General features: G+C 40.6%; 11 protein-coding genes. 6 read left to right on the top strand and 5 right to left on the bottom strand.

Going from position 1 to position 14,692, the window contains the following annotated elements; all coding sequences use genetic code 11:
* Positions 1–93: 93 nt before the first annotated feature.
* Genes ilvC through AW165_RS06570 form a run of 3 tightly spaced genes read right to left on the bottom strand, consistent with a single transcriptional unit; the run spans position 94 to position 3,358 of the window.
* Entirely contained in the window at positions 94–1,110 is a 1,017-nt protein-coding gene (gene ilvC / locus AW165_RS06580) for a ketol-acid reductoisomerase (protein WP_004698717.1), read from the bottom strand.
* Between the two features lie 32 nt (positions 1,111–1,142).
* A complete protein-coding gene (gene ilvN / locus AW165_RS06575) occupies positions 1,143–1,634 on the bottom strand; it encodes an acetolactate synthase small subunit (protein ID WP_002114824.1) in 492 nt (163 codons plus the stop codon).
* Complete coding sequence (locus AW165_RS06570; RefSeq protein WP_002115026.1) at positions 1,634–3,358, bottom strand: acetolactate synthase 3 large subunit; 1,725 nt, start codon at positions 3,356–3,358, stop codon at positions 1,634–1,636. Before AW165_RS06570 ends, ilvN begins: the two co-directional genes overlap by 1 nt.
* A 534-nt stretch (positions 3,359–3,892) precedes the next feature.
* Between AW165_RS06570 and leuS the strand changes: the two genes are divergently transcribed.
* The 6 genes from leuS to AW165_RS06540 all read left to right on the top strand — a co-directional run bounded on the left by leuS (position 3,893) and on the right by AW165_RS06540 (position 12,924).
* Complete coding sequence (gene leuS, locus AW165_RS06565) at positions 3,893–6,517, top strand: leucine--tRNA ligase (RefSeq protein WP_060465284.1); 2,625 nt, start codon at positions 3,893–3,895, stop codon at positions 6,515–6,517.
* Positions 6,518–6,544: 27 nt separating this feature from the next.
* Positions 6,545–7,054, top strand: a complete 510-nt coding sequence (gene lptE / locus AW165_RS06560; protein WP_002115142.1) for an LPS assembly lipoprotein LptE — start codon at positions 6,545–6,547, stop codon at positions 7,052–7,054.
* Between the two features lie 18 nt (positions 7,055–7,072).
* Positions 7,073–8,062 (top strand): DNA polymerase III subunit delta, encoded by a 990-nt coding sequence (gene holA / locus AW165_RS06555; protein WP_002114918.1) that lies wholly within the window; start codon positions 7,073–7,075, stop codon positions 8,060–8,062.
* Between the two features lie 107 nt (positions 8,063–8,169).
* Positions 8,170–9,510 (top strand): MacA family efflux pump subunit, encoded by a 1,341-nt coding sequence (locus tag AW165_RS06550; protein WP_060465283.1) that lies wholly within the window; start codon positions 8,170–8,172, stop codon positions 9,508–9,510.
* 2 nt (positions 9,511–9,512) lie between these two features.
* Positions 9,513–11,507 (top strand): MacB family efflux pump subunit, encoded by a 1,995-nt coding sequence (locus AW165_RS06545; RefSeq protein WP_060465282.1) that lies wholly within the window; start codon positions 9,513–9,515, stop codon positions 11,505–11,507.
* A 10-nt stretch (positions 11,508–11,517) separates the two neighbouring features.
* Positions 11,518–12,924 (top strand): efflux transporter outer membrane subunit, encoded by a 1,407-nt coding sequence (locus tag AW165_RS06540; protein WP_060465281.1) that lies wholly within the window; start codon positions 11,518–11,520, stop codon positions 12,922–12,924.
* Positions 12,925–12,992: 68 nt separating this feature from the next.
* Here the strand turns inward: AW165_RS06540 and AW165_RS06535 are convergent, their stop codons facing one another.
* Both AW165_RS06535 and AW165_RS06530 read right to left on the bottom strand, forming a co-directional pair.
* Entirely contained in the window at positions 12,993–13,796 is an 804-nt protein-coding gene (locus AW165_RS06535; RefSeq protein WP_023274323.1) for an enoyl-ACP reductase FabI, read from the bottom strand.
* Between the two features lie 137 nt (positions 13,797–13,933).
* A complete protein-coding gene (locus tag AW165_RS06530) occupies positions 13,934–14,665 on the bottom strand; it encodes a Bax inhibitor-1/YccA family membrane protein (RefSeq protein WP_039764308.1) in 732 nt (243 codons plus the stop codon).
* Between the last annotated feature and the right edge of the window lie 27 nt (positions 14,666–14,692).

The raw sequence follows: 14,692 nt of genomic DNA, 5'->3' as shown, positions 1-14,692 counted from the left end.
CAAGTTGACCTAATCGTAATTTTCACATTCAAATAGTATAAATAAAGAACCCTGCTTAAAGCAGGGTTCTTTTAAAACGTTAGATAAAGAAAATTAGTTCTTTTCTTTGTCTACGATTTTGTTTGCTTGAATCCATGGCATCATTGCACGCAACTTATTACCAGTTACTTCAATACCATGTGCAGCATTTTGACGACGACGAGCAGTCATAGATGGGTAGTTTAACGCACCTTCTTGAATGAACATCTTAGCGTATTCACCAGATTGAATACGTTTCAATGCATTACGCATTGCTTCACGAGATTGTTCGTTGATTACTTCAACACCAGTTACATATTCGCCGTACTCAGCATTGTTAGATACTGAGTAGTTCATGTCAGCGATACCGCCTTCGAACATTAAGTCAACGATCAATTTAAGTTCGTGTAAACATTCGAAGTAAGCCATTTCTGGTGCATAACCAGCTTCAACTAAAGTTTCGAAGCCCATTTTCACTAATTCAACCGCACCACCACAAAGAACTGCTTGCTCACCGAATAAGTCGGTTTCAGTTTCTTCACGGAATGAAGTTTCGATAATACCTGTACGGCCGCCGCCTACGCCAGAAGCATAAGAAAGAGCAACGTTACGTGCATTACCAGAAGCATCTTGGTGGATTGCAATTAGATCAGGAACACCTGAACCACGTTGGAACTCTGAACGTACAGTGTGACCAGGTGCTTTTGGAGCAACCATGATTACATCTAAATCTTTACGTGGAACAACTTGGTTGTAAAGAACAGAGAAACCATGAGCAAATGCAAGAGTCGCGCCTTCTTTGATGTTTGGCTCAATCACATCACGGTAAAGTTGTGATTGGAATTCATCTGGAGTCAAAATCATTACGAGGTCAGCTTGCTTAACAGCAGCAGGAACTTCTGCAACTTTAAGACCTGCATTTTCAGCTTTCTTCCAAGAAGCTGAACCTGCACGTAAACCTACAGTTACGTCTACGCCTGAGTCTTTAAGGTTAAGTGCATGAGCATGACCTTGAGAACCGTAACCAATAATCGCTACTTTCTTGCCTTGGATGATTGATAAGTCACAGTCTTTATCGTAAAAAATTTGCATTTGTGTTCTCCGCTAAAATACTTTTTAAAAAATTAAATGGCTAATACTTTTTCGCCACGGGCGATACCAGATACACCTGAACGAACGACTTCTAGAATAGTGTTTTCTGCAAGCGCATCGATAAAACCATCTAATTTTTCAGTTGTCCCTGCTATTTGAATGGTATAGGTAGTTGGTGTCACGTCTACAATCTGCGCACGGAAAATATCCGCTGTTCGCTTAATTTCAGCACGTGAAGCACCTAACGCTTTTACTTTAATCAGCATCAGTTCACGCTCAATGTGTGAACCTTCTGATAAATCAACTACTTTTACAACTTCAACAAGTTTATTGAGCTGCTTTGTAATCTGTTCAATTTTATGGTCATCACCATAAGTTGTTAATGTTAAGCGTGACAAAGTTGGGTCTTCGGTTGGCGCAACATTCAATGTTTCAATGTTATATCCACGTTGGCTAAATAAACCAACAAGGCGAGAAAGCGCACCAGCTTCGTTTTCAACGAGTACAGAAATAATATGTCTCATTATGTACGCTCCCCTTTACCTAACCACATATCCTTCATAGACTGACCTGCGATCAGCATTGGATAAACATGTTCCGTGCGATCAACCATGACATTAATGAATACACATTTATCATTAATCGCCATTGCTTCAGCAAGCTTCGACTCTAGTTCATCAGCATGATCAATCTGAATACCAACGTGACCATAAGCTTCCATTAACTTGCCAAAATCAGGCAATGATTCAACGTATGAGCTTGAGTGACGACCTTCATAGTTCATATCTTGCCACTGCTTCACCATACCTAAAGCACGGTTATTCAAGCACAAGATCTTCACATTCATGCCGTATTGCTTACACGTCGAAAGCTCTTGAATACACATTTGAATTGAAGCTTCACCAGTAATACAAACAACTTGTTGATCTGGGAAAGCGAGCTTCGCAGCCATTGCATAAGGTAAACCTACGCCCATGGTGCCCAATCCGCCTGAGTTAATCCATTGACGTGGACGTTTGTATTTGTAATACAACGCACCAAACATTTGGTGTTGGCCCACATCTGAAGTGATGATGGCATCACCATTGGTCGCTTTATATAAAGCTTCAACAACTTGCTGTGGCTTCATTGTGCCATCAGTCGGGGTTTCAAACTTCAAGCCATGAACTTTACGCCATTCATTAATTTGATCCCACCACGCAGCAATTGCTTCAGGGTTTGGCTTAGACACATTCAATTGTTTCAACTGCGTCAACATTTCCTGAAGTACAGGCTCAACCGCCCCTACAATCGGAATGTGCGCCATAATTGTTTTTGAAATGCTCGCCGGATCAATATCAATATGAATAACTTTAGCATTCACACAGAATTTTGCTGGGTTATTGGTCACTCGGTCGTCAAAACGCGCACCAATTGCAAGAATGACGTCAGCATTATGCATCGCCATATTTGCTTCATAAGTACCGTGCATACCCAACATGCCCACAAACTGTGGATCATCGCCAGGGAAGCCACCAAGGCCCATAAGTGTGTTAGTTACTGGATAACCGAGTAAATGCGCGAGTTCAGTCAATAGTGCTGATGCATTACCTTGAACAACACCACCACCCGTATAAATTACAGGGCGTTTTGCACTTAAAAGTTCGTCAATTGCTTTACGAATTTGGCCAGAATGACCACGTGAAGGTGGCTGATAAGAACGCATCTTCACTTTTTCAGGATATTCGTACGCAAATTTTTCTGCAGGATTTGTTGCATCTTTAGGAATATCGACGACAACTGGACCAGGGCGACCACTTGCTGCGATATAAAATGCTTTTTTGATAATTGCAGGGATTTCGCTTGCATGACGAACTTGGAAGCTGTGTTTCACGATAGGACGTGAAATACCCACCATATCAGTTTCTTGGAAAGCGTCTTCACCAATAAGATGTGATGCAACCTGGCCAGACAAAATCACCATTGGGATTGAGTCCATATAAGCTGTTGCAATTGGAGTCACAGTATTAGTTGCGCCAGGTCCAGAAGTGACCAGTACTACGCCAGTCTTACCTGTAGCACGCGAGTAAGCATCAGCCATATGACCAGCAGCTTGTTCATGACGTACGAGGTAATGATTAATTTTGTCTTGTTGAAATAGCGCATCATAAATATGTAATACAGCGCCGCCTGGATAACCAAAAACATGTTCAACGCCTTCGTCCGCAAGAGCACGAACGAGCATTTCACCACCAGATAAAAGTTCCAACGTGATTCACCCTAAAATCTTTATCACTATTTATGGAAGGCACAAATAGTGTTTCATTCATTGAATTGTCTGCACTGTTATAGCACACATATTGTCTAGTTTTCGTTGCAATAGAAAAATTTCTGTTTTTCAGCCGTATAAGCTTTTTTAACATTAATAAAGCATGTCTGGATATACATACTTTAAGTAAAATCAATCTCTCGGCTAGAGAGAATGTCTATTACAAAACATGACGGTTATTCGAAGGGTGATCAAATAATCGCATATAAAACTAAAGGAAGCATTTTTGTTGTTTAATTCACTAAAGTCAAGATTAAAGAAACACTTTTCTATGATTATTTTTTAACTGACTATTTTTTCATCTTATTTGATTTTTCCACTTTTCTTTTTTTATGATTACCCCGCTTTTTTCAGGTTTATTCTTGTTTAATTTTTAACAGAAAATAAATCCATCCCAAAACTGCATTTTTGTCGATTTTGCGCTATGCTGTGCAACAATCTTTAATATCAATTTTTGTTGTATAGCTTACGTCTATGACTATTTCTCACATTGACCCCGAATATCAAGCAAACACGATTGAACCATCAGTTCAACAAGATTGGGAAAATCGTAAAGTCTTTAAAGTTGCCGACACTGTCGAAGGTAAACATCGTTACATCCTGTCAATGTTTCCTTACCCAAGCGGCAAGCTGCATATGGGGCATGTGCGTAACTATACAATTGGCGATGTGATTAGCCGTTTTTACCGTTTAAAAGGTGAAACTGTATTACAACCTATGGGTTGGGATGCATTCGGTTTACCTGCGGAAAACGCAGCAATTGCCCATAAAGTTGCTCCGGCAAAATGGACATTTGAAAACATTGCCTACATGCGTGACCAATTAAAAAAATTAGGTCTATCTGTAGATTGGGATCGTGAATTTGCAACTTGTACACCAGAGTATTATCACTGGGAACAATGGTTATTTGTTCAGCTTTATAAAAAAGGCCTGATCTACCGTAAACTTTCAACAGTAAACTGGGATCCAGTTGACCAAACTGTTTTAGCAAATGAACAAGTTGAAAATGGTCGCGGATGGCGTTCTGGTGCATTGGTTGAAAAACGCGATATTCCAATGTACTACTTCCGTATTACTGACTATGCACAAGAATTATTAGACGACCTAGACACTCTACAAGACGGCTGGCCTCAACAAGTGTTGACCATGCAACGTAACTGGATTGGTCGCTCTACAGGCATGGAAATTACTTTCCCATCTGCCAATACCGAAATTTATGCTGATGGCTTAACTGTTTATACAACACGTGCTGACACGCTTATGGGCGTGACATATGTTGCCGTTGCAGCAGAACACCCTCTTGCGCTTAAAGCGGCTGAAAAGAACCCTGAATTGGCTGCATTCATTGAAGAGTGCCGCATGGGTTCAGTTGCAGAAGCGGACTTGGCAACAGCCGAGAAAAAAGGCATGGCGACAGGTTTGTTTGTAAAGCATCCTGTAACTGGTGAAGAGCTTCCTGTCTGGATCGCAAACTACGTATTAATGTCTTACGGTTCTGGCGCAGTGATGGCTGTACCAGCGCATGACGAACGTGACTTCGAATTTGCCAACAAGTTCAACTTGCCTATTAAGCAAGTAATTGATGCCAAAGGCGGTGACGATGCAGACTACTCTGCAATTGAGTGGCAAGAATGGTACGGTTCTAAAGAAGGTAAACTTGTTAACTCTGGTGAGTTTGATGGTTTAGAATTCCAAGCTGCATTTGATGCATTCCTTGCAAAATTAGAACCACAAGGTTTAGCAAATTCTAAAGTTCAATTCCGTTTACGTGACTGGGGTGTTTCTCGTCAACGTTACTGGGGTTGTCCAATTCCAATGATTAACTGTGATACTTGTGGTCAAGTCACAGTTCCAGAAGACCAGCTTCCAGTTGTATTACCAACTGACGTTGTTCCAGATGGTTCAGGTAACCCGCTTAATAAAATGCCTGAATTCTATGAAACGAAATGTCCTTGTTGTGGTGGCGATGCACGCCGTGAAACAGATACATTGGATACATTTGTAGAGTCATCTTGGTACTACGCACGCTATGCGTCTCCAGACTTCACTGGCGGAATGGTGAAACCTGAAGCTGCTCAAAACTGGCTTCCTGTAAACCAATATATTGGTGGTGTTGAACACGCGATTCTTCACTTACTTTATGCACGTTTCTTCCACAAATTAATGCGTGATGAAGGTGTAGTACAAGGTAATGAACCATTTACCAACTTGTTAACTCAAGGCATGGTGCTTGCGGATACATTCTATCGTGAAGCAGAAAATGGTAAGAAAACTTGGTTTAACCCTGCTGATATCGAATTAGAACGCGATGAAAAAGGTCGTATTCTTTCTGCAAAATATTCAGGTGACGGTCAAGAAGTTGTGATCGGCGGACAAGAAAAAATGTCTAAGTCGAAAAACAACGGTATCGACCCACAAGCGATTATTGATCAATACGGCGCAGATACAGCACGTGTATTTATGATGTTCGCTGCTCCACCAGATCAATCTTTAGAATGGTCTGATGCAGGTGTTGAAGGTGCAAACCGTTTCTTAAAACGTGTGTGGCGCCTTGTGGCAAGCTTCCTTGAAAAAGGCAACCAAGCCTCTACGATTGATACTGCTAACTTGTCTAAAGATGCTCAAGATTTACGTCGCAAAACTCACGAAACTATTCAAAAAGTAAGTGATGATATCGAACGTCGTCATGCATTCAATACTGCGATTGCTGCTTTGATGGAATTGTTAAATGCGAGCAACAAGTTTGAAGCAAAAGATGACAACGACGTTGCTGTAGAACGTGAAGCGATCACTACACTGTTAACTTTACTTGCTCCATTTGCACCACATTTAAGTCAAACGTTATTGGCTCAGTTTGGTACAGATGTAACAGAAGCAAGATTCCCTGAAGTCGATGCTTCTGCATTAACTCGCAATACACAAACGATTGTTGTACAGGTTAACGGTAAACTTCGCGGTAAACTTGAAGTTTCGGTTGATATCTCTAAAGAAGATCTATTAGCTCAAGCTAAAGCCCTTCCAGAAGTTCAACAATTCTTAACAGGACCAACAAAGAAAGAAATTGTGGTTCCAAATAAATTAGTTAACCTCGTGGTTTAATTAAAGTTATTAATGAGAGGATCAAGCATGCACTTTGCCAAACGTTTAGCCGCTGTTGTTTTGACCTTAGGCCTTAGTGCAGGCTTAGTCGGGTGTGGATTTCATTTAAAAGGAACCAACCCGACTGCAACTCCGCTTGTTTATAAAAAATTAAGCCTTGAGTTACCAGCTAAAACTGATGATTTAGAAACCCAGTTAAAAGTTTATTTAGCTGCAAATGGTGTTCAATTCAGCAATGATAATGATGCCTACGTACTCCGTGTTTTAGAGTACACACCACGTCGTCAGCTTTTAAATGGAAAACTAACGGAAGTATTATTACGCTTAACCGTAACCTTCCAGATTGAAGACCGTCAGGGTAATAAAATTACTGAACCACGTTCATTAACTGCATCTCGTAGTTACCAATATGATCTTGCAACGGTTAACACCGAAAATCAGCAAGAATCTTATTTGCAACGTATTGTGATCGATGACATTGCACAGCAAATTACTCGTCAGATTTCAGCAAACCGTTTACCAAAAGCTCAGCCTTAATCTTTATTTTTACCAGCAATGAAAATTGACTATTTACAAGCCTTAAAACGCATTCCGGAAGCACGGGGTGCGTGGATTTTACATGGCCAAGAACCTTTGCTGGAACAAAATTTATTAGATGCTTTTCGTAAAAGTTGGCAACAACAAGAAGTTGAAAGACAGCGCTATGATATTAGTAGCGTGAGCGACTGGAAGAATGTTTTTAACGCTCTTAACAGCTTATCTTTATTTTCTCAGCAGCTTGCGATTGAAGTGCATGGCAACATTAAACCTGATGCAAATGGACTAAAACAGCTTAAAAGCTATATTCAGCATAATGAAACTAACCTGCTTTTAATTGTTTTACCTAAGCAAGATAGTAGTAGCTTAAAGTCTGCTTTTTTCCAAGTTGTGGAAGCAAATGGTGTTGTTGTTGCCCTTACGGCAAACTATCCGCAAGATCGCCAAAGAATTTTATCTGCCGAAGCAGAGAAACTTGAAATTCAACTCGATAATGATGCATGGCAGTGGCTCATGCAGCATCATGAGCATAATCTGCTCGCAGCTAAGAATAGCTTGATGCGTGTAAGAGATACTTTTCCAGACCAACAACTGATTCAAATTGAACAGTTGTATGCTTGTTTACAAGATCAATCTCGTTACACCACTTACGATTTAAGCGATGCTTTATTAGAAGGTAATCTCGCTCAGTCCATTAAGATTTTTCAATATTTAATTGCAGCTGGTGAACCAGAAAGTCTGATCTTATGGACACTAAGTAAAGAAATGCGTTTATTGATGCAATTATTTGAACAGCCTCATAATGCATTACAACTTGGTATCTGGAAAACTAAAGTCAGTTTATATCAACAAGCGTTAAGAAGATTAAATCCTCAACAGTTTTTAGGCTGGTCTACCCTTCTATTGCAAGTTGATGCAGCAATTAAAGGAATGTCGAATGAAAATGCCCAACATTTGATGCAGCAGGCCATTGCTGAATTATGTGGTAAAACGCTATTTATACAATAATTCGGCGGAATCATTTTTCTTCATTCTTGAAATATAATAAAAATTCACGTTTTATCCTCATTTCGCTTTTATACTAAATTAAATTTTAAACTTTTCGACCTCTCACCATGCCAAAAATAAAGCCAATCAAACTTGTTATTATTATCCTCTGTATAGCAGTTATTGCTGTATTAGCTTGGAAGTTTTTAAAGCCTAAAGAGCAGCAACCTCAATATATTACTGCTGAGGTAACACGTGGGGATATTGAAAATAATGTACTTGCGACAGGTACACTGGATGCAACCAAACTGATTAGTGTGGGTGCGCAGGTATCTGGTCAGGTTAAAAAGATGTATGTACAGTTGGGTGATCAGGTTAAACAAGGTCAACTCATTGCACAAATTGACTCAACCACCCAAGAAAATAGCTTAAAGACCTCTGATGCAAACATTAAAAATTTAGAAGCACAGCGTCTTCAACAAGTTGCTTCCTTAAATGAAAAGCAACTTGAATACCGTCGTCAGCAACAAATGTATGCGCAAGACGCAACGCCACGTGCAGATTTAGAATCGGCCGAGGCAAGCTATAAAACAGCTCAGGCACAAATTAAAGCATTAGATGCACAGATCGAATCTGCAAAAGTCACAAAATCTACGGCACAAACCAATATTGGTTACACACGTATTGTTGCTCCAACTGATGGTACGGTTGTCGCGATTGTGACTGAAGAAGGTCAAACCGTAAACGCGAACCAAAGCGCGCCAACAATTGTCAAAATTGCAAAATTACAAAACATGACGATTAAGGCACAAGTCAGTGAAGCTGACATTATGAAAGTTGAAAAAGGACAACAGGTTTACTTTACAACTTTAGGTGATGAAACTAAACGCTATGCGACATTACGTCAGATTGAACCAGCTCCAGACTCAATTTCTAGCGAATCAACAAGTACAACAAGCTCAACAACAAGCTCTGCTGTTTATTATAATGCCTTATTCGATGTGCCAAATACCGATGGTAAATTGCGTATTGATATGACCGCACAAGTTTATATTGTATTAAATTCAGCTAAAAATGCTCTACTCGTTCCTTCATCAGCTCTGAGTTCTAAACAATTTTCTGGTCAAAGAAAATCAGGTCAATCATCTGAGAAAGCAAGTTCTACCCCAAGTACAGAACGCAAACATGAAGGTAATGGTGCTCGTTTAGAACGCTTAAATTTAACTGCTGAACAAAAACAACTCGTTGAACAAGGTAAATTAACGTTAAGTGTTGTACGTGTATTACAAGCTGACGGCACAACTAAACCGACTCAAATTTTGGTGGGTATTAACAACCGTGTAAATGCGCAAGTTCTTGCTGGCTTAAAACAAGGTGATCAAGTTGTCATTGCTGATAGTGCAGATACTTCTGCTGCATCAGCAAATAGCAGTAATAACCGTCGCCGTAGTGGCCCAATGGGAATGTAAGCATGACAAAACAAGCTTTGCTTGAAGTCAGCAATCTAGTCCGGGAATTCCCTGCTGGCGAAAGCACGATACAAATTTTAAAAGGCATTGATCTGACCATTTATGAAGGTGAACTGGTTGCCATTGTCGGCCAGTCGGGTTCTGGTAAATCCACCCTCATGAATATTCTGGGTTGTTTGGACCGACCTACGAATGGTAGTTACAAAGTTAATGGACAAGAAACAGGTAAACTTGAGCCAGATCAGCTGGCTCGACTACGCCGTGAATATTTTGGTTTTATTTTCCAGCGCTATCACTTACTGGGCGACTTATCTGCCGAAGGTAACGTAGAAGTTCCAGCTGTTTATGCTGGTGTTACGCCTTCTGAGCGTAAACAACGTGCAACCGCTCTACTGACTGAATTAGGGTTGGGCACAAAAACACTCAATAGACCAAGCCAACTTTCTGGTGGTCAGCAGCAACGTGTTTCTATTGCCCGTGCGCTGATGAATGGCGGTGACGTTATTCTAGCAGATGAACCAACAGGGGCGCTTGACTCTCATAGTGGTGTTGAGGTGATGCGTATTTTGCGTGAACTCAATGCCGCAGGTCACACTATTATTTTAGTCACCCATGATATGCAAGTTGCAAAAAATGCGACTCGTATTATCGAGATTAGTGACGGAGAGATTATTAGTGACCGCCCTAATGTTCCTGATCAAGCAGCCGAACCAATCAAGACTGATCCTGATGCCGCTCCTGCTTTACAAGGTAAACAGAAGAAAGGCAAAAGTATTTCTGCATGGCGTTCTACTTTAGACCGTTTATCAGAAGCCTTCCAAATGGCTTTACTGTCTATGAATGCCCACCGCATGCGTACTTTTTTAACCATGCTTGGGATCATTATTGGTATTGCATCGGTTGTTACCGTTGTCGCGCTAGGTAAAGGCTCTCAACAGCAAATTTTAAGTAATATTAGCAGTCTGGGAACAAATACGATTACGGTATTTCAGGGCCGTGGTTTTGGTGACAACTCTAAAACTGCAAGTTTTAAAACCTTGGTGCCTGCCGATGCCGATGCGTTAATGACTCAACCGTATGTTAGTGCAGTCAGCCCAATCGTCAGTACATCCAAAACCATGCGTTATCAACAAAATGAAGCTAATGCGACCATTAATGGTGTGAGTAACGATTATTTCGATGTGAAAGGTTTGGTCTTTAAAGATGGACAAACTTTTGATCAACGTAGTGTCCGTGATCGCTCACAGGATGTGGTCATTGATACCAATACTCAAAAACAATTTTTTAGTAACGGTACCAACCCTATCGGTCAAGTCGTACTGCTCGGTAGTGTACCTGCTCGTATTATTGGCATTGTAGAACCGCAAACGAGTGGCATGGGCTCAGATGACACGCTAAATGTCTATATGCCTTATACAACCGTGATGAGCCGTATGTTGGGGCAAACCCATGTTCGCAATATCGTGGTTCGTATTAATGACAAATATTCAACTGCTGCCGCAGAAAATGCGATTGTAAATCTATTAACCCAGCGCCATGGTGCACAAGATATTTTCACTATGAACAGTGACAGTATCCGCCAAACCATCGAGAAAACAACCAGCACAATGACCCTTCTGGTTTCAGCAATTGCCGTAATTTCATTGGTCGTTGGTGGTATCGGGGTAATGAATATTATGTTGGTTTCGGTGACTGAACGTACTCAAGAAATTGGTGTACGTATGGCCGTAGGTGCGCGTCAAAGTGATATTTTGCAGCAATTCCTAATTGAAGCAATTTTGGTGTGTTTAATTGGTGGTGTGCTTGGCGTCTTACTATCGCTTGGCCTTGGACAACTTATTAATAAATTTGCTGGCGGTAACTTTAGCGTGGCTTATTCAAGCACTTCTATTATTGCAGCATTTGTCTGTTCAACACTGATTGGTGTCGTATTCGGTTTCTTGCCTGCTAAGAATGCCGCGAAACTTGACCCTGTTGCCGCACTATCTCGAGAATAAGGAAAATTGCATGTCTTTCTCTACGACTAAACTCAGCACAGCACTTCTTCTCACAGGTTCTCTTGTAGGATGTGCAGCTGTAGTAAAAACACCTTATGAAACGCCTGCGGTACAAGTTCCGGGTAGCTTTCAATATGACACAGCAAAAGCAAAAAACATGTCTGCCAATCAATATTCTGACCATTGGTGGACACTCTTTAACGATGCACAGCTCAATCAACTTGTAAGTAATGTATTAGAACGTAATAGTGATTTAGCAGTTGCAGGTATTGCTCTAAAGCAAGCCCGTCTACAAGCTGACTTAACCGCTAACAAACAAGGCTTACGTACCAGTTCTAGTGTTTCTACAGGACATTCTTTCGATTTAAATTCGGGAGATGACAGTGCTAAAGGTCTTTCCATGAGTGCTGGGGTAAGCTATGAGCTTGATTTGTTTGGCAAGCTTGCCCGCCAAACCGAAGCAAGTAAATGGGAAGCTTTAGCGACAGAACAAGACTTACAAGCTACGGGACAAAGTTTAATTGCAACTACTGCCAAACTTTATTGGCAACTGGGTTATTTAAATGAACGTTATACAACCGCACAGCAAAGTCTAGCAACCTCTCAAAAGCTTTATGACTTGGTACAGATTCAATATAAAGCTGGTGCCGTTTCAGGTGTAGATCTGACTCAAGCAGAACAATCAGTACAAAGCCAAAAAGCAAGCTTAAGCCAGATTGAACAACAACTGGTTGAAACACGAACAGCTATTGCAGTGTTATTGCATGAACCATTACAGCAATTAAATATTCAAGAGCCAAAGCGTTTACCACGCACTGCTCTTCCTGCCATTGGTGCTGGTTTACCTGCAGATATTTTATCGCGACGCCCTGATTTGCAAGCAAGTGAGCTACGCTTAAGAAAAGCATTAGCAACTAAAGATGCAACCAAAGCAAGCTACTACCCATCAATTAGCTTAACCAGTAGTTTAGGCTCAAGCAGCACATCGTTAACGGAGTTGTTACGCAACCCTGCCCTGACGCTTGGTGCAAGTTTAAGCTTACCGTTTTTGCAATATAACGATATGAAAAAAGATATCGCGATTAGCAATCTAGATTATGAAAAAGCGATTATTCAATATCGTCAAACGCTTTATCAGGCTTTTGCTGACGTAGAAAATGCTTTATCGAGTCGTACCGAAATCGACAAACAAGTAGCGTTACAAGAGCGTAATGTTGAACTTGCAGAAAAAACTGAACGTCTAACCGAAGTTCGTTACCGTTATGGTGCTGTTGCATTAAAAACACTTCTCGATGCTCAGCAAACCACACGTACTGCACGTCTAAGTCTCGTTGAAACCAAGCAAAGCCAATACAATGCTTATGTCACCCTCATGCAAGCTCTAGGTGGTTCCCCTGTAAAAGAACTACCGCAATAACTTGTACCAATTAAAAAAGCCGTAGTCCTTCAACTACGGCTTTTTTATGGCTAAATAAATTTTAAAACTTATTCATCATCCATCATAGATTGGCTCATACCTACAGTATTGAAACCAGCATCTACATATAGAATTTCACCAGTAATACCTGAAGCCCAAGGTGAGCATAGGAATAATGCTGCGTTACCTACTTCTTCAATGGTTACATTACGCTTTAACGGCGCAACTTTTTCATTGGCATCTAACATTTTACGGAAAGATTTAATACCAGAAGCAGCTAAAGTACGGATTGGACCCGCAGAAATCGCATTTACGCGAATACCGTCAACACCTAAGCTTGATGCTAAATAGCGAACACCAGCTTCTAAAGAAGCTTTTGCCATACCCATAACGTTATAGTTAGGCATAACGCGCTCAGAACCTTGGTAAGTCAAAGTCAATAAACAACCTTGGCGAGCTTGTAATAAAGGTTTTGCAGCACGAGCCATTGCAATAAAGCTGTATGCACTGATGTCATGAGCAACTTTAAAACCGTCACGGTCAGTCACGTCAGTAAAGTCACCATCAAGTGTGTGTGCAGGTGCAAAGCCAATTGAGTGTACAACACCGTCTACACCATCCCAATGTTTTGCAAGTTCTGCAAATGCATTATCAATTTCAGCATCAACAGCAACATCACATGGAAACACAAGCTTAGAACCGAATTGCTCAGCAAATTCATCCACACGTTTTTTTAATTTTTCGTTTGGATAAGTAAACGCAAGCTCTGCACCTTCACGGTGTAACGCTTGGGCAATACCAAAAGCAATTGATAATTTACTAGCAACGCCTGCAATCAAAAAGCGCTTACCTGCTAAAAGTCCTTGTGTCATGCCGATCTCACTCAAAACAATTTCAAGCATAATGCCAATATTCGGCGGTTTTCGAAATTGCATAATGCATCTTTTTTCAAAAATCGCACGAAAAAAAATCGCTCCTGATGAGGAGCGACTTCTAGATGAATTCAATCTTAGTCGTCAGACAATAAGCCCAGTAAGCGTAAGAAAGAAATATACATCCATACTAAAGTTGCAAGTAATGCGATACCACACAACCACTCCATGAATTTTGGTGCACGATATGCTGCATTAGTTTCAATTAAATCAAAATCTAAAATCAGGTTAAGCGAAGCAATGACAGCGACAAATGCAGCAAAACCAATACCTAACCAGTTACTTTCAAAAATATAAGGAACGCTTGAACCAAAAGCTAAACGCATGATCATCTGCACGATAAATACAATAAAGATCGCCAAAGATGCAGAGATTACAACTGACTTAAACTTTTCAGTTGCGCGGATAATTTGGAATTTATATAAACCAAACATCACCAAAGTGGTGACAAAGGTTGCTAATAAAGCCTGAAGTGGAACACCTGGGTATTTCAACTGGAAAGTAAACGAAATACCACCTAAAAAAGCCCCTTCAAATAAGGCATACGGAATTGCTAATGTTGGCGCGGTCGTTGGTTTAAAGGTTGTAATTAAAGCTAAAACCAAGCCACCAATTGCACCCACAATTGAGGCCGCGTAAGCAATACCAACATTTGCAGTAAAGGCTGCATAGAAAAATAAAGCGACACCCACCGCAGCTGCAATGACTGTCAACATAACAGATTTTTGAATCGCACCTTGCACAGTCATCGGTTGACTATAGTCACTGACCGTTTCAACACGCGTCAGTATCGGGTTATTACTTTGCATAAATGCTCTCTTTTTATAATAAAAATT

This window comes from Acinetobacter sp. LMB-5, assembly GCF_001541635.1.
Classification (GTDB): Bacteria; Pseudomonadota; Gammaproteobacteria; order Pseudomonadales; family Moraxellaceae; genus Acinetobacter; species Acinetobacter pittii.
The sequence above is the reverse complement of the archived record's forward strand: the minus strand, read 5'-3'. Positions and strand labels throughout refer to the sequence as shown.

What these genes read in the sequence shown, in the direction of transcription:
- ilvC (WP_004698717.1), bottom strand. Translation starts at nt 1,110, where the DNA reads ATGCAAATTTTTTACGATAAAGACTGTGACTTATCAATCATCCAAGGC.
- ilvN (WP_002114824.1), bottom strand. Translation starts at nt 1,634, where the DNA reads ATGAGACATATTATTTCTGTACTCGTTGAAAACGAAGCTGGTGCGCTT.
- leuS (WP_060465284.1), top strand. Translation starts at nt 3,893, where the DNA reads ATGACTATTTCTCACATTGACCCCGAATATCAAGCAAACACGATTGAA.
- lptE (WP_002115142.1), top strand. Translation starts at nt 6,545, where the DNA reads ATGCACTTTGCCAAACGTTTAGCCGCTGTTGTTTTGACCTTAGGCCTT.
- holA (WP_002114918.1), top strand. Translation starts at nt 7,073, where the DNA reads ATGAAAATTGACTATTTACAAGCCTTAAAACGCATTCCGGAAGCACGG.
- AW165_RS06550 (WP_060465283.1), top strand. Translation starts at nt 8,170, where the DNA reads ATGCCAAAAATAAAGCCAATCAAACTTGTTATTATTATCCTCTGTATA.
- AW165_RS06545 (WP_060465282.1), top strand. Translation starts at nt 9,513, where the DNA reads ATGACAAAACAAGCTTTGCTTGAAGTCAGCAATCTAGTCCGGGAATTC.
- AW165_RS06540 (WP_060465281.1), top strand. Translation starts at nt 11,518, where the DNA reads ATGTCTTTCTCTACGACTAAACTCAGCACAGCACTTCTTCTCACAGGT.
- AW165_RS06535 (WP_023274323.1), bottom strand. Translation starts at nt 13,796, where the DNA reads ATGACACAAGGACTTTTAGCAGGTAAGCGCTTTTTGATTGCAGGCGTT.
- AW165_RS06530 (WP_039764308.1), bottom strand. Translation starts at nt 14,665, where the DNA reads ATGCAAAGTAATAACCCGATACTGACGCGTGTTGAAACGGTCAGTGAC.